The 24,259-nt window shown below is 39.5% G+C and carries 27 protein-coding genes; 24 read left to right on the top strand and 3 right to left on the bottom strand.

Going from position 1 to position 24,259, the window contains the following annotated elements; translation table 11 throughout:
* Window positions 1–72: 72 nt before the first annotated feature.
* From FBF83_RS13440 to FBF83_RS13375, 14 genes are all read left to right on the top strand, one after another.
* Window positions 73–741: a tetratricopeptide repeat protein gene (locus FBF83_RS13440; RefSeq protein ID WP_136947653.1), complete on the top strand. Its 669-nt coding sequence runs from the start codon at window positions 73–75 to the stop codon at window positions 739–741.
* Between the two features lie 27 nt (window positions 742–768).
* The gene (locus FBF83_RS13435; protein WP_136947652.1) at window positions 769–3,039 is read left to right on the top strand and encodes an ATP-dependent RecD-like DNA helicase; all 2,271 of its coding nucleotides are present in this window, start codon (window positions 769–771) and stop codon (window positions 3,037–3,039) included.
* 389 nt (window positions 3,040–3,428) lie between these two features.
* A complete protein-coding gene (locus FBF83_RS13430; RefSeq protein ID WP_048312679.1) occupies window positions 3,429–3,617 on the top strand; it encodes a hypothetical protein in 189 nt (62 codons plus the stop codon).
* A 25-nt stretch (window positions 3,618–3,642) separates the two neighbouring features.
* Window positions 3,643–4,707 (top strand): AI-2E family transporter, encoded by a 1,065-nt coding sequence (locus FBF83_RS13425; RefSeq protein ID WP_240688094.1) that lies wholly within the window; start codon window positions 3,643–3,645, stop codon window positions 4,705–4,707.
* A 367-nt stretch (window positions 4,708–5,074) separates the two neighbouring features.
* A complete protein-coding gene (gene alaS, locus FBF83_RS13420; protein ID WP_136947651.1) occupies window positions 5,075–7,708 on the top strand; it encodes an alanine--tRNA ligase in 2,634 nt (877 codons plus the stop codon).
* A 78-nt stretch (window positions 7,709–7,786) separates the two neighbouring features.
* On the top strand, window positions 7,787–8,050 hold the full coding sequence (locus FBF83_RS13415) for an IreB family regulatory phosphoprotein (protein WP_048312684.1): 264 nt from the start codon (window positions 7,787–7,789) through the stop codon (window positions 8,048–8,050).
* Window positions 8,051–8,059: 9 nt separating this feature from the next.
* Entirely contained in the window at window positions 8,060–8,479 is a 420-nt protein-coding gene (gene ruvX / locus FBF83_RS13410) for a Holliday junction resolvase RuvX (RefSeq protein ID WP_136947650.1), read from the top strand.
* Between the two features lie 12 nt (window positions 8,480–8,491).
* Window positions 8,492–8,782, top strand: coding sequence for a DUF1292 domain-containing protein (locus FBF83_RS13405; protein WP_136947649.1), 291 nt, complete (start codon window positions 8,492–8,494; stop codon window positions 8,780–8,782).
* Between the two features lie 457 nt (window positions 8,783–9,239).
* On the top strand, window positions 9,240–10,394 hold the full coding sequence (gene mltG / locus FBF83_RS13400; RefSeq protein ID WP_136947648.1) for an endolytic transglycosylase MltG: 1,155 nt from the start codon (window positions 9,240–9,242) through the stop codon (window positions 10,392–10,394).
* An 85-nt stretch (window positions 10,395–10,479) separates the two neighbouring features.
* On the top strand, window positions 10,480–11,124 hold the full coding sequence (locus FBF83_RS13395; protein ID WP_136947647.1) for an O-methyltransferase: 645 nt from the start codon (window positions 10,480–10,482) through the stop codon (window positions 11,122–11,124).
* A 57-nt stretch (window positions 11,125–11,181) separates the two neighbouring features.
* Entirely contained in the window at window positions 11,182–11,820 is a 639-nt protein-coding gene (gene udk / locus FBF83_RS13390; protein ID WP_169525481.1) for a uridine kinase, read from the top strand.
* Between the two features lie 82 nt (window positions 11,821–11,902).
* Entirely contained in the window at window positions 11,903–12,379 is a 477-nt protein-coding gene (gene greA / locus FBF83_RS13385) for a transcription elongation factor GreA (RefSeq protein ID WP_136947645.1), read from the top strand.
* A gap of 95 nt (window positions 12,380–12,474) precedes the next feature.
* The gene (locus FBF83_RS13380) at window positions 12,475–14,202 is read left to right on the top strand and encodes a peptidoglycan D,D-transpeptidase FtsI family protein (protein WP_136947644.1); all 1,728 of its coding nucleotides are present in this window, start codon (window positions 12,475–12,477) and stop codon (window positions 14,200–14,202) included.
* Between the two features lie 83 nt (window positions 14,203–14,285).
* Window positions 14,286–14,945 (top strand): YrrS family protein, encoded by a 660-nt coding sequence (locus FBF83_RS13375; protein ID WP_169525453.1) that lies wholly within the window; start codon window positions 14,286–14,288, stop codon window positions 14,943–14,945.
* Window positions 14,946–15,238: 293 nt separating this feature from the next.
* On the opposite strand, the gene FBF83_RS13370 is transcribed toward FBF83_RS13375, so the two are convergent.
* Window positions 15,239–15,445: a YrzA family protein gene (locus FBF83_RS13370; protein ID WP_136947642.1), complete on the bottom strand. Its 207-nt coding sequence runs from the start codon at window positions 15,443–15,445 to the stop codon at window positions 15,239–15,241.
* 159 nt (window positions 15,446–15,604) lie between these two features.
* On the opposite strand from FBF83_RS13370, the gene FBF83_RS13365 reads away from it, so the two are divergent.
* From FBF83_RS13365 to FBF83_RS13340, 6 genes are all read left to right on the top strand, one after another.
* Window positions 15,605–16,243, top strand: a complete 639-nt coding sequence (locus tag FBF83_RS13365; RefSeq protein WP_136947641.1) for a class I SAM-dependent DNA methyltransferase — start codon at window positions 15,605–15,607, stop codon at window positions 16,241–16,243.
* Window positions 16,244–16,262: 19 nt separating this feature from the next.
* Window positions 16,263–16,967 carry a 5'-methylthioadenosine/S-adenosylhomocysteine nucleosidase gene (gene mtnN / locus FBF83_RS13360; RefSeq protein WP_136947640.1) on the top strand — a complete coding sequence of 235 codons (705 nt, stop codon included), beginning with the start codon at window positions 16,263–16,265 and terminating at the stop codon, window positions 16,965–16,967.
* Window positions 16,960–17,427: an S-ribosylhomocysteine lyase gene (locus FBF83_RS13355; protein ID WP_136947639.1), complete on the top strand. Its 468-nt coding sequence runs from the start codon at window positions 16,960–16,962 to the stop codon at window positions 17,425–17,427. The genes mtnN and FBF83_RS13355 overlap by 8 nt, the downstream gene beginning before the upstream one ends.
* Before the next feature lie 14 nt (window positions 17,428–17,441).
* Window positions 17,442–18,365 (top strand): PLP-dependent cysteine synthase family protein, encoded by a 924-nt coding sequence (locus FBF83_RS13350; protein ID WP_136947638.1) that lies wholly within the window; start codon window positions 17,442–17,444, stop codon window positions 18,363–18,365.
* A 3-nt stretch (window positions 18,366–18,368) separates the two neighbouring features.
* Window positions 18,369–19,502, top strand: a complete 1,134-nt coding sequence (locus tag FBF83_RS13345; RefSeq protein ID WP_136947637.1) for a bifunctional cystathionine gamma-lyase/homocysteine desulfhydrase — start codon at window positions 18,369–18,371, stop codon at window positions 19,500–19,502.
* Window positions 19,503–19,620: 118 nt separating this feature from the next.
* Window positions 19,621–19,854 carry a YrhC family protein gene (locus FBF83_RS13340; protein WP_169525452.1) on the top strand — a complete coding sequence of 78 codons (234 nt, stop codon included), beginning with the start codon at window positions 19,621–19,623 and terminating at the stop codon, window positions 19,852–19,854.
* Between the two features lie 74 nt (window positions 19,855–19,928).
* On the opposite strand, the gene FBF83_RS13335 is transcribed toward FBF83_RS13340, so the two are convergent.
* A complete protein-coding gene (locus FBF83_RS13335; protein WP_136947635.1) occupies window positions 19,929–20,618 on the bottom strand; it encodes an OmpA/MotB family protein in 690 nt (229 codons plus the stop codon).
* Window positions 20,615–22,153: a hypothetical protein gene (locus FBF83_RS13330; protein WP_136947634.1), complete on the bottom strand. Its 1,539-nt coding sequence runs from the start codon at window positions 22,151–22,153 to the stop codon at window positions 20,615–20,617. Before FBF83_RS13330 ends, FBF83_RS13335 begins: the two co-directional genes overlap by 4 nt.
* 518 nt (window positions 22,154–22,671) lie before the next feature.
* On the opposite strand from FBF83_RS13330, the gene FBF83_RS20940 reads away from it, so the two are divergent.
* The 4 genes from FBF83_RS20940 to nadE all read left to right on the top strand — a co-directional run bounded on the left by FBF83_RS20940 (window position 22,672) and on the right by nadE (window position 24,212).
* Window positions 22,672–22,818, top strand: a complete 147-nt coding sequence (locus FBF83_RS20940) for a hypothetical protein (RefSeq protein WP_169525450.1) — start codon at window positions 22,672–22,674, stop codon at window positions 22,816–22,818.
* 25 nt (window positions 22,819–22,843) lie between these two features.
* Entirely contained in the window at window positions 22,844–22,990 is a 147-nt protein-coding gene (locus FBF83_RS20935; protein WP_169525447.1) for a hypothetical protein, read from the top strand.
* 119 nt (window positions 22,991–23,109) lie between these two features.
* A complete protein-coding gene (locus FBF83_RS13325; RefSeq protein WP_136947633.1) occupies window positions 23,110–23,253 on the top strand; it encodes a YrzI family small protein in 144 nt (47 codons plus the stop codon).
* 137 nt (window positions 23,254–23,390) lie between these two features.
* Window positions 23,391–24,212 (top strand): ammonia-dependent NAD(+) synthetase, encoded by an 822-nt coding sequence (gene nadE / locus FBF83_RS13320; protein WP_136947632.1) that lies wholly within the window; start codon window positions 23,391–23,393, stop codon window positions 24,210–24,212.
* The last annotated feature ends 47 nt before the right edge of the window (window positions 24,213–24,259 follow it).

Here is a 24,259-nt window from a genome sequence, read left to right as displayed (position 1 = left end):
TTTGAGGTGGGGAAACTGTCGCCAAGTTATGCTAAACTAGAGATTAAGCTAAAGAAATAAGGAGTTTTTATAATGAGTAATAAAAATGAACAAGCAATAGAAGCGATGAATAATGGAGAGCTTGAAAAAGCGGTTACGCTTCTTTATGAAGCAATTGAAGAGAATCCCAAAGATCCAATTGCTTATACGAATATTGGAAATCTACTTGCACAGGCTGGAGAAATTAAGCAGGCAGTTGCTTATTTCGAGAAAGCGATTGATCTTGATGAAACTCAAGGAACGGCTTATTATGGTGCCGGAAATGCTTTCTTTGAGCTTGAACAATACAAAGACGCGGCAGATATGTACCAGAATGCTATACAACAGGGACTTGATCAAAGTGATGTTCACTTTATGATTGGACAGTGCTTTGTTATGCAAGATGCGATGCGTCTAGCCCTTCCGTTTTTCCAGCGTGCAGTTGAACTCAATGAGGCTGATACAGAAGCAAGATTTCAGTATGCGCTTTGTCTTGCTCAAGAAGGAGCAGTCGAAGTGGCATTGCCACAATTTGAGAGAGTTGTGGAGGAAGACCCAGAACATGCAGATGCATGGTTTAATCTTGGTGTAAGCCACGCTTATCAAGAAGATATAACAAAAGCGATAAGTTGCTTTGACAAAGCACTTGCTATTCAACCAGATCACCTCCTAGCAGGTAACGGCAAGAAGCAAATGGAACAAGCGATGAACAATAACAATTAAATTCTAAGTTATTGGGGAGAAGATCTTATGGTTGAGCCGCAAAAAGGATACATCAAAGGAAGACCGATTCAAATGATCTTTTTTAATGAAGAGAGTTTGTATGGGGTGGCAAGACTTCGTATTGCCGAAACAAATGAGGCGTATGATGAACGTGAAGTAGTCGTAAATGGGATGATTCCAAGATTACTTGAGGATGAAACGTATATATTCTACGGTCGCTTCACAGATCATCCTCGATATGGAAAACAATATTCTGTCGAGTCATTTGAAAGGCAGCTTCCAGAATCAAAGCCTGGACTAGTTCAATATTTATCAAGTGATCTATTTCATGGGATCGGTGAGAAGACAGCTGAAGCGATTGTCGATACCTTAGGGGAACGCGCAATTGCTAAAATCATGAGGGAACCTTCTATTTTAAGCAAAGTTCCGAAGCTAACTGAAGAAAAGGCAAAGAGTCTCTATGATTCTCTTATGGAACACCAGGGGCTAGATCAGATTATGATTCGGCTAACAGAACTTGGATTTGGTCCAAAGCTATCGATGAAAGTTTTTAAGGCATATAAACAAGAAACACTAGAAGTTGTAGAATCAAATCCGTACCAATTGATCCAAGACGTAGAGGGTATTGGTTTCAGACGTGCAGATGAACTTGGCAAAGCAATTGGTATTGAAGGTAAGCATCCTGACAGAATAAGAGCTGCATGTCTTCATACATTGAATGAGCAGACACTTCAGGAAGGACATGTGTATCTTGAGTACGATACACTTGTGAAATCCGTTGATGAATTGCTAGGGGACAAGCTTGACGAAGCTGATATTTCAAGAGAACTTATTTCCCTTTATGAAGCCGATAAGCTGATTCTTGATCGAGAGAGAATTTACTTGCATTCTCTTTATTATGCTGAAAAAGGTCTTGTAACGGGATTAAATAAAGTGATGTCTCAAACGGAGTACGCAGATTCTTTTCCTGAGTCAGAATTCTATCGAGCTCTAGGTGAACTTGAAGAGCGACTAGGTATTCAATATGCTCCATCGCAACGAGATGCAGTGCAAAAAGCGATTGCTTCGCCGTTCATGATTCTTACCGGAGGACCAGGTACTGGAAAAACGACCGTAATAAAGGGAATTGTTGAATTGTACGCTGAGTTAAATGGGCTTTCACTTGAGCCAAAAGATTATTCGAAAGATAACCCATTTCCTGTTCTACTCGTAGCACCTACTGGAAGAGCAGCTAAGCGTATGAGTGAAGCGACCGGTCTCCCCGCTTTTACAATACATAGATTGCTTGGTTGGAAAGGCGAAGCCGGTTTTGAACACGATGAGAATAATCCAATTGAAGGGCGATTACTCATTGTAGACGAAGTTTCAATGGTGGATGTATGGTTAGCCAATCAACTTTTTAAATCTCTTCCTCCTCAAATTCAAGTGATTGTAGTTGGTGATGAAGATCAGCTTCCTTCAGTTGGGCCTGGTCAGGTCCTAAAAGATATGATTGATTCGAATGCTGTTCCTGTAAGCAAGTTAACGGATATTTATCGTCAGGCGGAAGGTTCTTCTATTATTGATCTTGCACATTCAATAAAGGAAGGCGAATTGCCGAAAGAATTTCATAAACCTACACCAGACAGAAGGTTTTTCCCTTGTTCTCAAGCGCAAATCATTGAAGTAGTGTCTCAAGTTTGCGGCAATGCTCTCCGAAAAGGGTATTCTCCAAGAGATATTCAAGTACTTGCACCAATGTATAGAGGTTCAGCGGGAGTTGATCGTTTAAATCAAGAGCTACAAAAGCTTTTTAATCCTCCTTCTGAACAGCGAAGGGAACTTCCACATGGTGATCTTGTTTACAGAGTTGGAGATAAAGTACTTCAACTCGTCAATAATCCTGAAGAAAATGTTTATAACGGTGATATGGGTGAAATTGTTTCTATTTTCTTTGCTAAGGAGAATGTTGAAAAGCAGGACCAACTGGTCGTCTCGTTTGATGGGCAAGAAGTTGTTTATGATCGTCCAGACTTCAATCAATTAACACACGCTTACTGCTGTTCCATTCATAAGTCACAGGGGAGTGAATTCCCGATTGTTGTTCTTCCGATAGTGAGAGGTTATTATCGTATGCTACGTAAAAACCTTCTTTATACCGCGGTTACAAGAAGTAAAGATTATTTGATTCTCTGCGGCGAAGAAGATGCCATTAAGCTTGCTATTCAAACGGAAGATGATCAGGATAGAAATACGAGATTAACGGAGAAGTTACAAGAAATGATTGGTGAACAAACAACAATTGAAGAATCGATCTAAAAGTCAGAGGAACATCCTCTGGCTTTTTTTATTGGATGTTTTCCAAAAACTCTTTTTAAGATTGTTATTTTTAAAAAGGGGTTTGTATTAAAACGCACACTTCAAAGTTGATTGGAGCGGAAGATGCTCGACTCCTGCGGGATTAGCGGGACAGGGACAGGTGAGACCCCGCAGGCGCGCCGAGGAGGCTCACCGCCCGCCCCGCGGAAAGCGAGCATTCTGGAGCGGAAATCAACAACTACTCTTATAGCAAAAGCAACACTGTTTTAAAATGCAGCCTTTTTATTAGAGTGAGGAAGCATTTGAATCAGCTATCAGTATAGAATCATCTTCAAATGGGCAAGATTGTGTATATCTTTTTAAAATGCTGGATTAGGAGGCATAGAGAAATGGTATGTCCAAATTGTAAAAGTAAAAATATCGGAAAAATTGGTGCGAATCAATTCTATTGTTGGAGCTGTTTCGTGGAGATGTCGATTGTAAAAGGCGTTCTTTCTCTACATCAGGTAGAAGAAGACGGTTCTCTTACATCGCTTGACGATCTATTTGAAGACTATGACATGCGTATTGAGTTGTAGATTAACATTGCGGGAGGAATAGTCATTGAAACGAGAATGGAACCTTAATTGGCTCATTTATCTAACGACCCTTCTGCTTGTTTTTCTATGTGTCTATTTGCTTCTTAAACTTTCGCCAATCTGGAAGCCTGCAATACAAGTGTTAACAGTTTTGCTTGTTCCTTTTCTAATCGCTTCACTCATCACATATTTACTTCATCCCATTGTTGAAAAAATCCATAAAGAAGGACTTCCAAGAGGTATTGCTGTTCTCTTAATCTATGTTCTCTTTTTTGGTGGAACAGGTTATGCGATATTTAAAGGCGTACCTCATATCGTTAAGCAGTCTCAAGAGTTAATGGAAAATGTCCCAATGTTTATGGATACGTATCGTGATACGGTTCATCACATGTATGATTATACGTCTCATTTACCACCATCTCTTCAAGGTAAAATAGATCAGGCATTTCAAGATGTCGAGAATACAGTGAATCATACACTTACAATTGCGATAGAGCTTGCTAAAAAGCTGTTAAGCTCATTTTTCGTGATTATGATTATCCCTTTTATCGTTTTCTATTTACTGAAAGATTTTGAAACGCTAAAGAAAACGACATGGCGAATAACCCCTCCAAAGTGGAGAGAGCCTGGGAAAGAATTACTAATTAGAATTGATGAGTCGCTAGGAAATTACATTCGTGGTCAGTTTTTTGTTATTTCAGTACTCGGTGTATTGGCAGCTCTAGGCTTCTGGCTTATTAAATTGCCGTACGGAATTCTATTAGGTGTCATTGTTGGCGTGACAGATATCATTCCATACTTTGGACCTTTTCTTGGTGCTGCGCCTGCTCTTTTGATTGCATCGACTGTTTCAATGAAGATGGTTATAATAACAGTAGTTGTAATTATCGTCTTACAATTTATTGAAAGCAACATTCTTTCTCCATATATTGTTGGAAAAAGTCTTCACATTCACCCTGTTATTATTATCTTTGGACTTCTTGCAGGTGGGGAAATAGCTGGTGTCATTGGTCTGATTTTGGCTGTACCAGTACTTGCTGTTTTAAAAGCGCTCATACTTTATCGCAATAAGCGTGACGCAAGCGATTGACAAACGATTGCTGCTCTGACTATAATAATCGCAGAGATTAAGAAAAGAACACATTGACGGATCGAGTACGCTGAACACTATTCTTGAATACAAACGTATTCATTAGAGAGAAGCTCCATGGCTGGAAGAGCTTCAGGAATCAGATCAGCAGAACGCTAATCCTGAGTGCGGATTAATCCCCGCCGTCTCGACCTCGTTACGGTCGCTTGAGGTGATAAGCGCAAGTTTGCTTATAACCAGGGTGGTACCGCGTGAGCTTATAAAACTCTCGTCCCTGATTTATTCAGGGGTGGGAGTTTTTTGTATGGAAAAAAGCTCACACCTCTCGGATGAATTTTCGTTTAAACCAATTTAAGGAGGATGTTTTATGAAAGAGCTAACTTCAGCTGATGTAAGACAAATGTTTCTTGATTTCTTTAAAGAAAAAAGCCATTCGGTTGAGCCGAGTGCTTCCCTTGTACCACACGAAGATCCTACGCTTCTCTGGATCAATAGTGGAGTGGCTACGCTAAAAAAATATTTCGATGGACGTGTAACTCCAGATAATCCGAGAATTGTTAACGCACAGAAATCAATTCGTACAAATGATATTGAAAATGTCGGCAAGACAGCAAGACACCACACATTCTTCGAGATGCTTGGAAACTTTTCAATTGGGGATTACTTTAAAGAAGAAGCAATTGAATGGGGATGGGAATTTCTCACTAGTAAGGAATGGATCGGTTTTGATGCTGACAAATTATCCGTAACAATCCACCCAGAGGATGATGAGGCATATACAATCTGGAGTGAAAAAATCGGTCTACCTGAAGAAAGAATTATACGTCTTGAAGGAAACTTCTGGGACATTGGTGAAGGGCCAAGTGGTCCAAATACGGAAATCTTCTATGATCGCGGCGAAGAATACGGAGCAGAAGATCCAGAAGAAGAGCTTTATCCTGGTGGAGAGAATGAGCGTTATTTAGAGATTTGGAACCTTGTTTTCTCCCAATTTAATCATAATCCTGATGGAACGTATACACCACTTCCTAAGAAAAACATTGATACTGGTATGGGACTAGAGCGAATGGTTTCTGTTATCCAGGATGCAAAGACGAACTATGATACAGATCTTTTCATGCCAACGATTCGTGAAACAGAACGAATGGCTGAGGTGAAATACGGTGATTCTAGAGAAGGAGATACAGCCTTTAAAGTAGTTGCTGACCATATTCGTACTGTAACTTTCGCTATTGGTGATGGTGCTCTTCCATCAAATGAAGGAAGAGGGTATGTATTAAGAAGACTTCTCCGTCGTGCTGTTCGATTTGCGAAACAGATTGGTATTAATCGTCCTTTCATGTATGAGCTTGTGCCTGTTGTTGGTGACATCATGAAAGAATTCTATCCAGAAGTGAACGAAAAGAAAGAATTCATTCAGAAAGTAATTAAGAATGAAGAAGATCGTTTTTATGAGACCCTAAATGAAGGTCTAGCAATTCTTTCTGACATTATTAAAAAAGAAAAAGAAGCTGGAAACACAATGATTTCTGGTAGCGATGTATTCCGTCTCTACGATACGTATGGCTTCCCTGTTGAATTAACTGAGGAATATGCAGAAGAAGAAGGTTTGGAAATCGATCGTACTGGATTCGAAGAAGAAATGGGTATGCAGCGAAAGCGTGCACGGGATGCACGTCAGGACACAGGCTCTATGCAAGTTCAGGGCGGTGCACTAGGCGACATTTCAGTAGCAAGTGATTTTGTTGGATATGAAGAGCGTTCGATTCATACAGAAGTTGTTGCAATTGTGAAGAACAAAGAACTTACTGAGGAAGCAACTGAGGGCGATGAAGTTCAAGTGATATTACAGCAAACACCTTTTTACGCAGAAAGCGGCGGACAGGTTGCAGATCCTGGCGTCATTCGCGGAGAGGACGTCCAGCTTCGTGTAACAGATGTACAGAAAGCGCCAAATGGACAACATGTGCATACAGCAGTTATTGAATCTGGTTCAATTCAAACAGGTGCAAAAGTTGTTGCGGAAATTAATCGAACAAACCGCTCTGCGATTGTTAAGAATCATACCGCAACTCACTTACTTCATCAGGCATTAAAGGATGTTCTAGGTGACCATGTTAATCAGGCTGGGTCACTAGTTGGATCAGAACGTCTCCGTTTTGATTTCTCTCACTTCGGTCAAATTTCGTCTAGTGAACTTGAAGAGATTGAAAAGCGCGTCAATGATCAGATCTGGGCTAATATCCCTGTGAACACAATGGTTAAACCAATTGAAGAGGCAAAAGCAATGGGTGCAATGGCATTATTTGGTGAGAAATACGGAGATACTGTAAGAGTTGTTCGAGTTGGAGACTATAGCCTTGAATTGTGTGGCGGTACTCACGTGCAGAATACAGCTGAAATTGGTCTTTTCAAAGTTGTTTCTGAGTCAGGAATTGGTGCAGGTACACGAAGAATCGAAGCTGTAACAAGTGAGGGAGCTTACCAGGTACTGAATGAGCAAGTGTCTATTTTGAAAAACACGGCTGACTTGTTAAAATCAAATGTGAAGGACGTTCCATCGCGTACAGAAGCATTACTAGGTCAAATTCGAGATCTACAGCGACAAAATGATTCTCTAACATCCAAGCTTGCGAATGTTGAAGCAAAACAAATGGCAAGTGATGTTCAAGAAGTGGATGGCGTGAAGGTTGTAGCCAAACGAATTGAGACAGACATGAACAATTTGCGTAGTATCGTAGATGATTTGAAATCTCAACTAGGAAGCGTGATTGTCGTACTAGGTAGCGGAGCAGACGGAAAAGTTCAGCTTGCAGCAGGAATTACAGACGACCTTGTAAAAGAAGGTTATCATGCAGGAAAATTAATTAAGGAACTTGCTACTCGCTGTGGTGGCGGTGGCGGTGGCCGCCCTGACATGGCACAAGCTGGCGGTAAAAACCCTGAAAAGTTGGATGAAGCACTTGCATACACAGCAGATTGGGTGAAATCCATTTCCTAATTTGGTTTCATTAGTGTACAATAAGGTTAGTTGACTAGTTACGATTCTAGATGGGGATCGGAGAAAGAGGTGTAAGGAATGAGTTCGATGGACAAAACAATGAAATTTAATTTTCCAGACGACGCATATAATCATGATGTCCAGGAAGTGTTGCTCACCGTCTATAGCGCTCTTCAAGAAAAGGGCTACAATCCGATTAACCAGATCGTGGGTTATCTCCTTTCTGGGGATCCGGCTTACATTCCGAGACACAATGATGCGAGAAGCTTAATTCGTAAGCTTGAACGAGACGAATTGATTGAAGAGCTTGTTAAATCGTATCTTACTCATCATCAAGGATAAGGAGACAGCATGAAAACACTTGGTTTGGATGTTGGCACGAAAACAATTGGCGTTGCACTTAGCGATGCGATGGGGTGGACCGCTCAAGGATTAGAAACGGTGAAACGTGATCCTGAAGCACAGGATGTTATTCCTGATCGTTTAATGGAAATTATTAAAGGGAATGATGTCAGCAAGATCGTTGTTGGACTCCCGAAGAATATGAATGGTTCGATTGGCCCAAGTGGAGAGGCATGCATGGCATTCGCTGATCTGATTGGAGAACATACTAATTTGCCTATTCAAATGTGGGATGAACGTCTAACGACCGTCGCTGCTGAGCGGATGTTAATTAGTGCTGATGTGAGCCGCAAAAAGCGCAAAAAGGTAATCGACAAAATGGCTGCTGTTATGATTCTGCAAGGATACTTAGACAGCAAGCAAAATTAATGAGGTGAAAATATGGAGGAAAAAGAACGCATTATCATACCAGACGAAAACGGTGATGAGCATCTATTTGAAGTTCTCTTTACTTTCGATGTAGAAGAGAATGGACATTCTTATATGACAGTCGTCCCTGCTGATCAAGCTGATAGTGAGGACGAAGTAGAAGTTTACGCTTTTCGTTACGAAGAAGAAGACAATGAAGAACGTGACTACAAGCTATTCCCTATCGAATCAGATAAGGAATGGGAAATCGTTGAAGAAATGCTCAACACTTTCTCTGAAGAGGAAGAAGAAGCAGACGAATAAAAGAATGACGAAGCTACCGGTGAAATCATCGGTAGCTTTTTTCTTTAGGTTAGTTTCTTTTTTAAAGGCTCTTTTCTAAAAAATTGTTGCTTTTGAAAGAAGTTTTGTATAAAGAACCCCACTTAGCTAATTGGAGCGGAAGGATGCTCGACTCCTGCGGGACTAGCGGGACAGGTGAGACCCCACAGGCGCAATGTTTTAGTGCGCCGAGGAAGCTCAAGCGTCCCGCCCCGCGGAAAGCGAGCATCCTGGAGCGGAAATCCCTCTCACTCTTATAGCAACAATGTTTACGAAAAGAGCCTTTGGTTAAGAAGTTACCGATTTAAGGAAATGACTACAAACTTTAAAGGGAAACTTGTATAATACATAATGGAGAAAAATTGACGAACGTTGGCATTGTCGCTGACAATATGTCGACTTATAGTATAATAGGAAAAGATGAAAGGGGGCCACGGCGTTGTCTGATTATAAAGACTTGTATAAAGAGAAGCTATTGAAGCGCCAGAATGAGAATCATACCGTACGAAAAATCGTATTTATTATTTTATTGCTTTTGACCATAACGGTGGCTGCCGTTATTACAGGTGGTTACTTCTACATAAAAAATATTCTTGAGCCTGTTGATCCAGATAGCAATAAGGATACGACAGTTACAATTCCGATTGGTTCATCAACCTCGTCGATTGGTAAGACGCTAGAAGAAGAGGGAATAATCAAGGATGGTACAGCGTTCCGGTATTACGTTAAATACAAAAATGAAAGTGGCTTTCAAGCTGGAGACTATGAGCTTTCTCCTTCGATGACAATGGATGAAATTATTTCAATCATGAAAAGTGGGAAAGTAATGAAGGACGCCGTGGCGAAAATTTCTGTGCCTGAAGGAATCTGGCTTGAAGATATCGCTGCTCGAATAGCCAAGGAATTAGATTTAAAACAAGAAGATGTAATAAAGAAACTTGATGACAAAGATTATGTAAAGGCGTTAATCAATGAATACTGGTTCTTAACAGAGGATGTCTTACAAGACGATATTCGTCATCCACTTGAAGGCTATCTTTTCCCAGCAACGTATGATTTTGAAGAAGAGCCATCAGTTGAAATAGTGGTTAAGGAAATGTTGGACAAAACAGATCGAGTTCTTACAGATTATCGATCTGAAATTGAAGACCGTGATTACTCTATTCATGAAATGATGACGTTAGCTTCTATCATTGAAGAAGAGGCATCTGCAAAAGCAGATCGAACTAAGATATCAAAAGTGTTCTACAATAGACTTGAAGAGGACATGATTTTACAGACTGACCCTACAGTAGTTTATGCTAGAGGTAAACAATCAGGTGAGATTACTCAAAAAGATCTTGATAAAAAGTCACCTTATAATACGTATACTGTAAAAGGTCTCCCTGTTGGACCTATTGCGAATCCAGGTAAATCCTCTATTGAAGCTGCAATTGAACCTGCCAAAACAGATGCACTTTATTTCTACGCTCGACCGAGCGGGGAAACTCTTTTCTCAAAAACCAATGCCGAACATAATAAAAAAGTGGCTAAATATAAGAATGAGTGGGAAGAGTATTATAAGAAGAAAGAAGAAAAGAAGAAAGAAGAATAAAAATTTGAGGGGAATGGGGAGATAGGCTACCATTCCCCTTTCGATTATGATAAAATTATTCGGGTTACATGAAGGAGGACCGCTCATGATATCCGATCATGTGGAACAATATCTAGAATCTTTGCGGCCAAAACGAGAAGGTTTAATGGAAGAGATGGAAGTGTACGCTAGAGAGAATCATATTCCTATTATGGAGCAGACAAGTCTCGCTGTGATGCTACAGCTTTTATCATTTTTAAAGCCTAATCGAATTTTGGAAATTGGAGCAGCCATTGGCTACTCAGCCATCCGAATGGCTGATCTACTGCCTGAAACTGCTATTATTACCGTGGAACGTGATGAAACTCGTTATAAAGAGGCGGTAGCAAATATTGAAAAAGCAGGATACTCAGATCGCATAACAATTTTATATGGCGATGCATTTGAACTCGCTGATGAGCTTAAGCAATATGGACCATATCAAGCGCTGTTTATCGATGCAGCAAAAGGACAGTACCAGCGTTTCTTTGATGAATTCTTTGGCGTTGTTGAAGAACAAGGAATTGTACTTTCTGATAATATATTGTTTCGAGGTATGGTAGCTGAAGAAGAGATACAAGAGAAACGCTTTCGATCGATGGTTAAAAAACTTCGTCAATATAATGAATTTCTAATGTCTCATCCTGATCTGTACACAACCATCTATCCTATTGGAGATGGACTTGCTGTCAGTCAGCGAATAAACTCATGATGATGGAAAACCGGCGTGCGATCGTACGAGCGGTTTTTCTATAATAGAAGGGGAAGGATTATGGTTAATAGACCTGTTGTAATTGGAGTTGCCGGAGGTTCTGGTTCGGGGAAAACCACGGTAACGAGAGAGATATTTAAACAATTTGCTGATCAATCAGTACTTGTCATTGAACAAGATTCTTATTATAAAGATCAGAGTGAGAAATCAATGCCAGAGCGTTTAGGGACAAATTATGATCACCCACTCGCCTTTGATAATGACTTACTAATTGAACATGTGAAAGAGTTGATGTTATACAACTCGATTCAAAAACCCGTCTATGACTATACAGTTCACACAAGATCTGATAAAATTATTCCTGTCGAACCAAAAGATGTCATTATTTTGGAAGGTATCCTAATTCTTGAAGATGAACGTCTTCGTGATTTAATGGATATTAAACTATTTGTGGATACTGACGCAGATCTACGAATATTAAGAAGAATGGTACGAGACATTCGTGACAGGGGAAGAACGCTTGATTCTGTCGTAGAGCAATATACATCAGTTGTACGCCCAATGCATCTTCAGTTTATTGAACCGACTAAGCGTTACGCTGATATTATTGTTCCAGAAGGTGGCCAGAACAGAGTAGCAATCGATCTGATGGTTACAAAGATTCATACAATACTCGAAGAAAAAGCAATGCTATAAGGATAAAACGAGGTATAATTACCTCTTTTTTTCATACAGTTTATTACGATTGATGCCCTTAATTGATGAAGGAGTGAAAGAAATGGCAGAGGATAAAAAATATTATATGACCCAGGATGGGAAAGAAAAACTTGAGAAGGAGCTTGACCTTCTTAAAACAGAAAAAAGAAAAGAAGTTGTAGAACGTATTAAGATCGCTCGAAGCTTCGGAGATCTTTCAGAGAACTCGGAGTATGACGCTGCAAAAGATGAACAGGCGTTTGTTGAAGCGCGCATTACAACTGTTGAAAATATGATTCGTAACGCAGAAATTATTGAAGAAGATAACAGTTCTTCTAGTGTTGTTTCAATTGGAAAACGTGTTAAATTCGTTGAAATTCCTGATGGCGATGAAGAAGAATATATTATTGTAGGTAGTGCTGAAGCGGATCCATTTGAAGGAAAGATTTCGAATGATTCTCCAATGGCAAGAAGCCTGCTTGGTCGTCAAATCGGGGAGAAAGTTAATGTACAAACTCCAGGCGGAGAAATTCGTGTAGAAATTCTAGAAGTTAAATAATAGGAGTCAGAAGAAGGGATAGCCAAAAGGGCTGTCCTTTTTTTGTGAGTTTGAAAAGCGGGACATCGGTCGAAACTCATAAAGAGGTGAAATGTATGAGAAGGAAAAGGATGAAGGGAATTGCAATTCTTTTTCTGTGTGGGTTCCTAATTCTGATCGGTCGACTTGTTCAACTTCAATTAATTGAAACAGAATCCTATTCCAAACAAGATATAAACCTTATTGAGGCGAGCATTAATCAGCGTACCCAATCATATGTGCTAGATGAAGGTAGGGGGACGCTTCTCGATAAAAATGAGACTCCATTGAGTGATTCCAGCCCCTCCCTTGTTCTCTTTCCTTTTTTAAAGGACAGAGAATGGCCAATCGAAGTAGTTGCTTCAATTGTTAATGAATCTCCTAAGAAACTAGAGCAAGCTTTTGAAGGCAAGAAACAACCCTTCACATATAAGAAAGGTCTATCGGTACAAGAGATGGAGAAAATCAATCAATTAAGTATTCCTGGCGTTTATGCCGTATATAAACCTGGTGTTGAAGGGCAGTTAGCAGGCCATGTTATTGGTAGTGTTAGACCGAATCCGGAACTTGTTAAGTCAAAATACCCTGAAAAATGGGATGAGGGATTAATTGATAAGAATACAAAATTAGGTATTTCTGGTCTGCAATTAGCATTTGATCCGTTTCTAATTTCTGAAGGGGATACGACTCTTCTTTATCATGCCGATCGTCAGGGTAATCCTTTACTTGGACTTGATGTGAAAATGTTCTCAACATCAGATTCATTCTATCCCCTTCAAATAAAGACAACACTTGATTTAGACAAACAGAGTGCTTTAGAAAAAGCAGTTGATCAGGCAGGTATTACAAATGGTGGGGCTGTTCTAATCGATATTGAAAAAAATAACCTTCTTGGTATGGTTAGTCGTCCATTGTTCAATACTGAAGATCCTTTGGGAGCTGGTGCAGTTAATCAGATGTTAAAAGGTTATTTTCCGGGTTCTGTATTCAAAACAGTTGTTTTAGCAGCTGCATATGAACACGGGATTTCAACGAGCCGAACTTTTGATTGCAATCGGAATTTATACCGTGATGGACCCGGGAAACGTGAACTTGGCACGTTAAATCTAAAAAACAGTTTTGCAGTTAGTTGTAATGCAGCATTTACAGAGCTTGCAGAAGAATTAATTAAGGATGATCCTAAGTTTATCGAGAATACAGCAAAGAAACTTGGTATCGCTTCAACCGTAGGATGGGAAGACTTGCTTTATCATTACGAAGACTTTAAACAATTCCCGGATGAGTCGAACCCCGTTTTCTTTAAGAATGAGAAAGATAAATCAGTAAAAAAAGCCATTGATCAAACGGCGATAGGACAGTTGAATGTAAAGCTAAGCCCCCTTGCCATCGCAAATATGATGTCTACAATCGGTAGGGGAGGAGAACCAAAACAAGTCAGAGTTGTAAGTGACATTCTGTATAGAAATCATTCAACTTTTTTAAGTTTTAAAGAAAAGCGGGCTGGTAAAGGTCAATTATCCAACGAAGTAGTGAAATCTCTTCAGCAATCACTTAGAGAAGTAGTATTAAGTGGAACAGGCCGCTCTTATTTAAATGATCTGCCTTTTGCTGTTGCTGGAAAATCTGGAACAGCAGAGCTTGGTGAAAACGTTCCGTATGACCATCAGTGGTTTGCAGGGTATTTCCCATATGATTCTCCTCGATATGCACTTGTTGTAGTAGACTTTGAACGAAAAGAAAAGCAGTATCGAGCATATGAAGCATTTGCAAAGATCGTTACGCATTTATATGAAAATGAGAGATAATCACGAAATAAAAGTCAAGCCTTCTACGAATCCTTTAGAGATGATAGAATAAGAACAACAGTTAAATAGAGGAGTGGATGGGCGTGAGATCGCGATATGGTGACCGTCATTCAAAGAGAAAACAAAATATTGTACTAAACAGTTTAATTGGACTTGTGCTTGCAGTGATTCTAGTCCTCGTTGCGAACATCTTCTTTTTCGGAGATGCACCTGAGCAAACGGCAGGTCAAGAACAGCAAACAGCGCAATCTGATACAAATGAAGAAACGAATAGTAGTGAAGATGCCGTTACCTCTGATGAAGCGGACTCAGAAGATTCAGATTCGAATAACTCAGAATCAGCTGATGAAGATAGTAACGAAGAAAGTTCTGAAGAAGATAAGATTAAGGAAGAAAATAAAGACAAAGAGAAAGAAAAAGAAGATGAACAAGCTGAACAAGAGCCAGGCGAACCGAACCTTGAGGGTCCATGGGAACCTGTAGGTACTTCGCAAAGTGGTGATAATCATAGATCTAGTTATACCATTGGTTCTGATGACTGGAATGAAAAAATCAAAGCAGTTGAATCGGTTATGGGATTATCGGAGAATGAAATGACCATTTGGAAGATAGGTGGAAATGGAGGTCCTCAACAGTCCTATGCTAGAGTGAGTAAAAAAGGTTCAGGAAATCAAGTGTATTATATAGAACTTGAATGGATTGATGATAAAGGTTGGAAGCCGATAAGTGTTAGTAAAGAATAAAATATTTAGGCTCTTTTCTAAAAGATTGTTGCTTTTGAGAAAATTACTGAATAAAAAAACCGAATTTCGCTAATTGGAGCGGAAGGATGCTCGACTCCTGCGGGACTAGCGGGACAGGTGAGACCCCACAGGAGCGTTAGCGACGAGGAGGCTCACCGCCCGCCCCGCGGAAAGCGAGCATCCTGGAGCGGAAATTAATCACTTATCTAAAAGTAACAATTTCTACGAAAAGAGCCAATTTTAAATAAAAGGAAGCATCCAAAATTGGATGCTTCCTTTTATTCGTTATCTAGTTACTTTGACTTAAAATGAACAACTGCTGAGTAATAAGGTCGGCCTGTTTTTTCGTGTATTACGGCATGATGCTGAACATTTTGAACCTGCAATAGTAAAGCACGATTGTTATCAATCTGTATTTGAATTTTCTTCTCAATCTCTTCAAGAGAGAAGCCTTCAAAAAATTCTACTTTATCGTCAATTCTTTCGAGTGAAAAGCTCATTTTGTTTCCCCCTTCTCTTCTATCCACGTAACAGTTTACACATAATTGTTTAAAGAGACAAATTGATAATAGAAAAAGAATGTGATAAGTTAGAACTATAATGCATATTATTCATACCTTAATAGTATGAATTTAAATTAAGAAAGCGATGTGAAAGTAATGGGAAGAGAGTTTATAGATTTATTTGAGCGCTGGGCTGATTCATACGATACGACAGTTTCTGGTCAGGATGAAGAATACCGTGATGTTTTTAAAGGCTATGATGGAATCCTATCAGCAGTTGCTCAAACTTCCTCAGGTCATGTTCTTGAATTTGGAGTTGGAACAGGAAATCTGACTTCGATATTGCTTAAAAGAGGGCTGACAGTAACAGGTGTTGAACCATCAAAAGCGATGAGAGAAAAAGCGAGTGAACGATTACCTTCTCTAACAATCCATGATGGTGATTTTATGAACTTTCCAAAGCTTACATCACCTGTTCAAACAATCGTGAGTACGTATGCATTTCACCACCTAACAGATCAAGAGAAGGATAAGGCCATTCACAATTATAGCCAACTACTGGCTCAAAATGATAAAATTGTATTTGCGGACACAGTATTCCAAGATGAGAATGCTAAATTACAAATGGAACAGCAAGTGAAGGCAAAAGGCTATTTGAATTTACTTCAAGATTTACAAACGGAGTATTATACAACTATCCCAGTGTTAGAGGGATTATTCCAAAAGCATGGGTTTCAAGTAACCTTCACTCAGCTAAATGACTTTGTTTGGCTGATGGAAGCAGTCAAAATTTGAACAGGTAAAGGAGTACATTATGAAGATCGGTATTATTGGAGCTATGGAAGAAGAAGTTAGAATTTTGCGAGATCGCCTGGATCATCGCGAGGAACAAGTAATAGCAGGGTCAGAATTCACCACAGGAAAGATCGATGGTCAGGAGATTGTTCTCTTGAAATCAGGTATTGGTAAAGTGAACGCTGCCATCGGAACAACACTAATGAATCAACTATTTAAACCAGATTATATTCTTAATACGGGATCTGCAGGTGGATTTAATCCAAATCTTAAAGTAGGCGATATCGTTATTTCTAGTGAAGTTCGTTACCATGATGTAGATGCTACTATCTTTGGTTACGAATATGGCCAGGTTCCACAAATGCCGGCTCTTTACGAACCGGACAGAATGCTTGTTGATGCTGCAGAACGAAGTGCAGAAAAAGTAACAGAACATCAAGTGATTAAAGGAATGATTGCGACTGGCGATTCATTTATGAATGACGCAGAACGAGTGGAATACGTTAGGTCAAAGCTTACTAATCTTGATGCTGCTGAAATGGAAGCTGGAGCGATTGCTCAGGTTTGCTATCAATTTGGGACGCCTTTTGTCATTATTCGCTCTTTATCTGACATAGCTGGTAAGGAATCTAACATTTCATTTGAGGAGTTTCTAGATACAGCTTCGATAAATTCAGCAAATCTTATTTTAAATCTAGTGGAGGAGTTGAGAAAGAATGGCTAAAAAAATGAACGTAGAAAGTTTTAATCTTGATCACACAAAGGTTGTAGCTCCTTATGTACGTCTTGTAGGCGTAACAAAAGGTCCTAATGGCGATGAGATTTACAAGTATGATATTCGTTTCAAACAACCAAACAAAGATCATATGGAAATGGCCGGACTCCACTCTATTGAACATTTAATGGCAGAAAATATACGCAATCATATGGAAAACGTAGTGGACATTGGTCCAATGGGTTGCCAGACTGGTTTCTACTTAGCGGTATTAAATCATTCCAACTATGATGAAATTCTAGAAGTACTTGAGAAAACTCTTCAAGATGTTCTCAATGCAGATGAAGTTCCTGCATGCAATGAAGTACAGTGCGGATGGGCTGCGAATCATAGTTTAGAAGGAGCAAAAGAAATTGCAGACGAGATGCTTTCACATCGTGATGAGTGGCATATCGTCTTCGCTGAATAGGAAGGTCATACTCAATGGAAATCTTTAATAATGTTCACGAGCTCGTCGGCCGTACTCCGGTCATCGAGCTCCATCATTTTGATTTACCTGAGGGTGTTCGGCTTTTCGCAAAGCTTGAGTTCTATAATCCAGGAGGTAGTATTAAAGACCGGTTAGGTCAAGAACTACTTCAGGATGCGATTCATTGTAACCGAATAGCTCCAGGTGGCACTTTTATTGAACCGACTGCTGGAAATACTGGTATTGGTTTAGCACTGGCAGCTGTAAATCGAGGATACACAGTGATGTTCGTCGTTCCAGAGAAGTTCAGTATGGAAAAGCAGGATTTAATGAGAGCTCTCGGTGCAAAAATCGTTAATACGCCTACTGAGCTCGGAATGAAAGGTGCTATTGCGAGGGCTAAAGAGCTTCATCTAGAAATACCCAATTCCTATATGCCACAGCAATTTGGTAACCCGGCTAACCCTCTTACCTATTACAAAACACTAGGTCCGGAGCTTTTCAAACAATTGGATGGGAAAGTGAATGTTTTTGTAGCAGGAGCAGGGACTGGCGGCACTTTCATGGGCACAGCCAGGTATTTGAAAGAACAAAGTGCTGAAATAAAAACTGTTATTGTTGAACCAGAAGGGTCGATCCTTAATGGTGGAGAAACTGGTCCTCATAAAACGGAAGGAATTGGGATGGAGTTTCTGCCTGAATACATGGACGAAGCTTATTTTGATGGGATTCATACAGTGACAGATGAGGTAGCTTTTAGAAGGGTGAAGGAACTTGCAGAGAAGGAAGGCCTTCTAGTTGGAAGTTCTTCAGGAGCTGCACTTGAAGCTGCATTAATTGAGGCTAGTCAAGCAAAGCCTGGCACAAATATAGCTACCATTTTTCCAGATAGTAGTGAAAGGTACTTAAGTAAGAAGATTTATCAGGGAGGCATTTGAGCAATGAAGCCAAAAACAAAGCTTATTCATGGAGGCATTACCGGAGATCCACAAACAGGTGCTGTATCGGTTCCTATTTATCAAGTGAGCACATATAAACAAGAAGCAGTCGGTAAGTTCAACGGTTATGAGTATTCACGAACTGGTAATCCTACACGTCATGCTCTTGAAGAGCTGATTAAAGACCTCGAGAATGGTGTAGCAGGATTTGCATTTGGCTCAGGGATGGCTGCCATCTCTTCTGTTATGATGCTATTTAATTCAGGCGATCATGTTGTTATGACAGACGATGTTTATGGTGGAACGTACCGTGTCATGACAAAAGTGTTAAATCGTCTAGGAATCGAATCAACATTTGTAGATACAACAGATCTTAATGTAGTAAAAGAAGCGATTCAAGAAAATACAAAAGCAATTTATGTAGAAACACCTACTAATCCTTTGCTGAAAGTAACAGATATTCAAGCTATTTCAAAACTTGCAAATGACAACAATCTCTTATCTATTGTTGATAATACATTTAACACACCATACTGGCAAAACCCTATTGATCATGGTGCTGATATCGTACTTCACTCAGCGACCAAATATCTAGGTGGGCACAGTGATGTTGTAGCAGGTCTTGTTGTTGTAAATTCGAAAGAGCTTGCAGAAGAAGTTCACTTTGTCCAAAACTCTGCTGGTGCTATTCTAGGACCTCAAGACTCATGGTTACTCATTCGAGGATTAAAAACACTTGGTGTTCGTATGGAAGAGCATGAGAAAAACACTGCCAAAATCGTAGAGTTTTTAAATAACCATCCTTCAGTGGAGAAAATTTACTATCCTGGTTTAAGTACTCATCCTGGTAATGATATTTCGGTCAATCAGTCTCGAGGCTTTGGCGGTATGGTATCATTCGATATCGGCAGTGCTAAAAAAGCTGATGAACTGTTAAGCAAAGTGAAGTATTTCACCCTTGCTGAGAGTTTAGGAGCGGTAGAAAGCTTGATTTCAGTCCCTGCAAGAATGACACACGCTTCTATACCAAAAGATCGCCGTTATGAACTTGGTATTACAGAAGGACTTGTCCGTATCTCTGTTGGACTTGAAGATGCCGATGATCTTATTGAAGATCTCTCAAACGCATTAGGATGATAGTTAGGCCCTTATCCGTACCTTGGATGAGGGTCTTTTTTCGTTGACTGGTAAGAGTTACATCTCTCAGAGTACCCTTTGATATGGTAGAATAAGAGACATGAGAGGTGAGCGCGTTATGAAGCAACTTCAAGATAAAATGACAGATTATAAACGTTTCGCGTTTGTTTTGCTTAGTTTAAGTGTTTTCTTATACATTGGGTCTTTCCTTCCAGTTGAAGGTAAGTCAGACGGTGGAACGCTTATTTTGACTGGTGGAGGCTTTCTTCTAGTTGGTATTGCGCTATTTTTCTATTCACGCGCGATCGCCATTCAAAAAAAATTAAACGAACATGAAGATATAAGGAAATAAATTACTAATAAAGAGCCACTCCCGTTAGGGAGTGGCTCTTAGGGTATTTATAGAAGCAAATAGGACGAAGGTGATTAATAGGTCATGATTTCTTTTAGACGTCCCTGCCACTTTTCATCGTCGAGAATAATTTGAAAAGAGATTCGTCGATTTTTCTTATAAGCTTCATTTGTATTTTCAGCAACTACAGGTTTATATTCAGAATAACCTGTTGCAGCAAGATACTTGGCATAATCAGGGGTTGCGAGTCGCGGATTTGCCTTCATTAATTCTTTTACTACCGCAACAGAACGGTCGGCTGAAAGTTTCCAATTATCATAAGGAACTTTGTCAGTATGACCTTCAATTAGGATAATATAGAGATATTGACTAATATCTTTTTCATCTATTAAATTAGCAAAAACTTCCGCTAAATCGTTGAGTACTTTTTTCCCTTCAGGACTAATTTCAGCACTCCCGGTATCAAATAGAATATCTCCCTCAACAGATATCGTATTATTTGGACCACGAACTACTTGATCTTTCCCTACATTTTCTTCAAGCTGCTTTTCTATTAAATCACTAATGTGTTTTTTAACATCAGCTACTTTTGCAAGCTCTTGCTTCATAACAGTTTGGTCATAGGCATCATAAATCATTTGAACAAAAGCAATGATGGCGATAAAAAGCATAACAAGAACGATCATCGCCATCATATCGGCGAAACTTGGCCAGTAATGCTCTTCATCGTTTTGTATCTGAAATCTCCGCTTTCTATTCTTCATCGGTTATCACCGATAATTCGAGATTGAATAGGCTGTGTTGGTGATTGTCTTCTTATTTGTTCTTCATATAGTCGAAGTTGAAGCTGGTAGGATTCAGAGAGCTGATGTTGAATATCTTTTAATTCACGAGCAAGGCCTTGATACAAGGAGTCTAGACTGTTCGACAAGGACCTCATTTCGTGCTGAAGGGGCTGATCTCGCTGATCACGTTCCATTTTATGAATAATAGGTTCAAGAGCTTCACGTTTTATCTTATCAAGCGATGTATACCATGCTTTCTCCATCTGTGAAACAGATTCAGCAAAATCCTGTGAAGCTCTTCCATATTGATTCTGCTTATCTTGATAGCGATAATACCATTCATCCTGCATCTGGTGGACGCGACGTTCAAGTTCTTCTTGAGAACCCTGATACCGCTGCATTTGCTCATCTAGCCCTCTTAAATAATGCTGACCTGTTTCCTCCGCCTTTTTCTGCGTTTCTTTTATTAGTTGATCAGAACGTTGCACAAGTTGTTCAAATTTGCGTTGTCCTGTCTCATGGTGCCTTGATAGGGCCTGGAGCTGGTTCTCTAAAGTTTTCAGTCGGTTACCTAGTTCAAGAATACCATTGGTGGCTTTTTCTTGGACGCCGTCTAGTTGAGTAAAAGATTCTTGAAGCTTGATACTGAATGTTTCTAATGTAGAGGTGCTATTAGAGAATTGTTCTGTATAGGTTCGTTGAGAAGTTAATATTGCTTGGACGTCTTTCATCGCTTGCTCTAGCCCAGATGTAAAGTTAATCATACTAGAAGAGAAATTCCCAAGTGTTTCTTGAAAACTATCCTGAATTCTACCTGCTAAGCGGTCTAAGATACGCTCCATTTCGTCATGAGGCTTTTCTTGAGATAGACTGGCATTCAAATTATGATCTAGGAGAGATTCGCAGTCTGAGATGATTTTTTCTAGATAATAAGCTGTTGTACGTCCTCCAGTTAATACACCATTTTGGATTAGTGTTAGAAATAGTGCGTTCCCAATACCAGCGATACTTGTAATAAACGCTACACTCATACCTTGAAAGGGACTTGAGATGGCTTCGATAACAGAAGCGAGGTTTAAATTTGCATCATCTGGTTTTTGGGACAAAAACATGAGCGTTTCTTGCATAGAAGAGATCGCCATCGTTAAGCCAATAAACGTGCCGAGTATACCAATAATAATAGATGTAGGGGGAAGCTGTTGCATAAATCGCATGATCCCACCAGCTGGTACACGAGCAATGCCAAAGAGTGGAACGGATTCCTTGAAAAAGTGTTTTTCAATAAGTGCCTGTGTATTTACTTGAGATACGCCAGCAAGGTGATAGGTTTTGTATTCTTTCATGACATTCTGAATCCATGGTGCGGTATAAGAATTTGATTCATTCTGTAGTTCAGCATTTTCAATATCTCTGAGCCATTTTTTCATTTGTAAGCTAATTTGAATTGTTGCTGTAACACCCAAAATAGCTAGGAAACCAATAATGAAAAGCACGATTGTCGTAACACTTAGCATGTTTTCACCTCCGCTTTGTATATGTGTATGTCCTACTTTACAGAACTTTCTTGATTTCTGATGGTAGGCCTAAGACGGTTTTGGAAAATGGGGAAAATTGTCGAAAAAGATAGTTTTTATAAAATATTTAGGTAATTTGGTAAAAAAGGTTTACAAAGGAAAAAGTGATGGATATACTTACCTATGAAAACAATATGAAAAAAGGAGGTCGAACAGAATGATGAAGATTTCGATGGATATGACGACTGCAACTCTAACTTTAACTGAATATGTACGCTCTGTTCGACTCGGTCCTTAATAAGAGGGAATCCTTTTTTACTAACGGATTGAAAAGCCGCAGGTCGACGCCTGCGGTATTTCTATGCTTTTTTTGCCGCAGGAACATGTCCTGCGGCTTTTTGTATCCAAATTTTGAGAGGAGGAAATAAAATGGCATATGGAAAAACAAGAATGGAAAAGCAATATCATCGGAGAAAATGGGTCCCCTGAAATAATAGAAAAGAAGGGAGGTCGTTAACATGTTACCATTCCATTTAGTGATCATAACTAGAGTGAAGAGCGTCTTCCGACGAAGCCTATCTTCCGAACTGCATCAGCGCTCAATTCATAATCGTTTGACTGAAGATGAAAGCAAACGATATCGTGCTTCGATGTGGCTATCCTAATTCAAACCAATAAGGAGAGATGATCATGTTAACGATTAATTTATTATTTGTAACAATTGGCATTCGTGTTCATGAGAGAACAATGCAAGAAGAAAAGCATTATGTACAAGTGAAAGAGCAAATGGAGCACAAAACAGAGCGAATCACTGAAAATCAGCCCTGGTTATTTTAAATAAAAAAATGGAAAGGAAGAGGAAGATGAAAGCACCAAATGAATTGGCGATACAAAAATGGATGACCGTAGAGAAAGGCTTGACCTGAAAGGAATTAACAAGAGAGGAGTGGATCGGAATGACTTTGAACCTATTGTTTGCTACAATCACTGTTTCAATCAAACGTAACCGGAAATCGCTTGATCAAGAGTTGGATGTTATTAGAAGAAGAGGCTTGATTGAATCAAACCAATATAAACAAAGTTTCTATATCCATCATTAATTAAAAGACAGGGCTCTCCCTGTCTTTCTACATATTAGTTAAATTAAACTGTTTTTTGAAATAAGTGAATGGGTATTGATAAGTAGTGCAGAATGTATAAAAATAAGAAATGCGTTAGAGAAAAGGAGTGACGAAGAATGAGAGAATTACAAAAGGAAATTGTGGAAGAGCTTGGTGTACAGCCCTCAATTGATGTTAAAGAAGAAGTCAGTAAAAGGATTGGTTTCTTAAAAGCTTATCTTAAAAAAAGCGGAACAACTGGGTTTGTTCTTGGAATTTCTGGTGGTCAGGATTCTTCGCTCGCTGGTCGATTAGCACAGCTTGCTGTTGAAGAACTTCGTGAAGAGGGAACTGAGGCTTCGTTTATTGCGGTTCGACTTCCATATGGGGAACAGAAAGACGAGGACGATGCACAGGCAGCATTACGATTTATTAAACCTGATCAAACGGTTACGATTAATATTAAACCTGCAGTAGATGCTTCCGTATCTACATATCTTGAAGCTACAGGTAATGAACTAACTGACTTTACTAAAGGGAATAACAAAGCAAGAGAGCGTATGATTGCACAGTACAACATTGCAGGGGATGAAAAAAAGCTTGTCATTGGAACGGATCATGCAGCAGAAGCTGTAACTGGTTTTTATACAAAACATGGAGATGGAGCTTGCGATATTACACCACTATTTGGGTTAAATAAACGTCAGGGACGCGCCATTCTGGAATACTTTGGTATGCCCGAGCATCTTGTTGAGAAGGTACCAACTGCAGACCTTGAAGACGATCGACCTGCTCTTCCGGATGAAGAAGCACTGGGTGTAAGCTATGATCAGATAGATGATTATCTTGAAGGAAGAGAAGTTCCAGAGAAAGCTGCAAAGACAATTGAAAGTCACTTCGTTAAGACAAGGCATAAACGTAATATGGCTGCTACCATTTTTGATAACTGGTGGAAATAAGTATTGTAAGGGACCTGAATAAGGTCTCTTTTTTTTGAATATAAATA

Source organism: Guptibacillus hwajinpoensis (assembly GCF_005144865.1).
GTDB classification, from domain to species: Bacteria; Bacillota; Bacilli; order Bacillales; family Guptibacillaceae; genus Guptibacillus; species Guptibacillus hwajinpoensis_A.
The sequence above is the reverse complement of the archived record's forward strand: the minus strand, read 5'-3'. Positions and strand labels throughout refer to the sequence as shown.

What these genes read in the sequence shown, in the direction of transcription:
- FBF83_RS13440 (WP_136947653.1), top strand. Translation starts at nt 73, where the DNA reads ATGAGTAATAAAAATGAACAAGCAATAGAAGCGATGAATAATGGAGAG.
- FBF83_RS13435 (WP_136947652.1), top strand. Translation starts at nt 769, where the DNA reads ATGGTTGAGCCGCAAAAAGGATACATCAAAGGAAGACCGATTCAAATG.
- FBF83_RS13430 (WP_048312679.1), top strand. Translation starts at nt 3,429, where the DNA reads ATGGTATGTCCAAATTGTAAAAGTAAAAATATCGGAAAAATTGGTGCG.
- alaS (WP_136947651.1), top strand. Translation starts at nt 5,075, where the DNA reads ATGAAAGAGCTAACTTCAGCTGATGTAAGACAAATGTTTCTTGATTTC.
- FBF83_RS13415 (WP_048312684.1), top strand. Translation starts at nt 7,787, where the DNA reads ATGAGTTCGATGGACAAAACAATGAAATTTAATTTTCCAGACGACGCA.
- ruvX (WP_136947650.1), top strand. Translation starts at nt 8,060, where the DNA reads ATGAAAACACTTGGTTTGGATGTTGGCACGAAAACAATTGGCGTTGCA.
- FBF83_RS13405 (WP_136947649.1), top strand. Translation starts at nt 8,492, where the DNA reads ATGGAGGAAAAAGAACGCATTATCATACCAGACGAAAACGGTGATGAG.
- FBF83_RS13395 (WP_136947647.1), top strand. Translation starts at nt 10,480, where the DNA reads ATGATATCCGATCATGTGGAACAATATCTAGAATCTTTGCGGCCAAAA.
- greA (WP_136947645.1), top strand. Translation starts at nt 11,903, where the DNA reads ATGGCAGAGGATAAAAAATATTATATGACCCAGGATGGGAAAGAAAAA.
- FBF83_RS13380 (WP_136947644.1), top strand. Translation starts at nt 12,475, where the DNA reads ATGAGAAGGAAAAGGATGAAGGGAATTGCAATTCTTTTTCTGTGTGGG.
- FBF83_RS13370 (WP_136947642.1), bottom strand. Translation starts at nt 15,445, where the DNA reads ATGAGCTTTTCACTCGAAAGAATTGACGATAAAGTAGAATTTTTTGAA.
- FBF83_RS13365 (WP_136947641.1), top strand. Translation starts at nt 15,605, where the DNA reads ATGGGAAGAGAGTTTATAGATTTATTTGAGCGCTGGGCTGATTCATAC.
- mtnN (WP_136947640.1), top strand. Translation starts at nt 16,263, where the DNA reads ATGAAGATCGGTATTATTGGAGCTATGGAAGAAGAAGTTAGAATTTTG.
- FBF83_RS13355 (WP_136947639.1), top strand. Translation starts at nt 16,960, where the DNA reads ATGGCTAAAAAAATGAACGTAGAAAGTTTTAATCTTGATCACACAAAG.
- FBF83_RS13350 (WP_136947638.1), top strand. Translation starts at nt 17,442, where the DNA reads ATGGAAATCTTTAATAATGTTCACGAGCTCGTCGGCCGTACTCCGGTC.
- FBF83_RS13345 (WP_136947637.1), top strand. Translation starts at nt 18,369, where the DNA reads ATGAAGCCAAAAACAAAGCTTATTCATGGAGGCATTACCGGAGATCCA.
- FBF83_RS13340 (WP_169525452.1), top strand. Translation starts at nt 19,621, where the DNA reads ATGAAGCAACTTCAAGATAAAATGACAGATTATAAACGTTTCGCGTTT.
- FBF83_RS13335 (WP_136947635.1), bottom strand. Translation starts at nt 20,618, where the DNA reads ATGAAGAATAGAAAGCGGAGATTTCAGATACAAAACGATGAAGAGCAT.
- FBF83_RS13330 (WP_136947634.1), bottom strand. Translation starts at nt 22,153, where the DNA reads ATGCTAAGTGTTACGACAATCGTGCTTTTCATTATTGGTTTCCTAGCT.
- FBF83_RS20940 (WP_169525450.1), top strand. Translation starts at nt 22,672, where the DNA reads ATGTTACCATTCCATTTAGTGATCATAACTAGAGTGAAGAGCGTCTTC.
- FBF83_RS20935 (WP_169525447.1), top strand. Translation starts at nt 22,844, where the DNA reads ATGTTAACGATTAATTTATTATTTGTAACAATTGGCATTCGTGTTCAT.
- FBF83_RS13325 (WP_136947633.1), top strand. Translation starts at nt 23,110, where the DNA reads ATGACTTTGAACCTATTGTTTGCTACAATCACTGTTTCAATCAAACGT.
- nadE (WP_136947632.1), top strand. Translation starts at nt 23,391, where the DNA reads ATGAGAGAATTACAAAAGGAAATTGTGGAAGAGCTTGGTGTACAGCCC.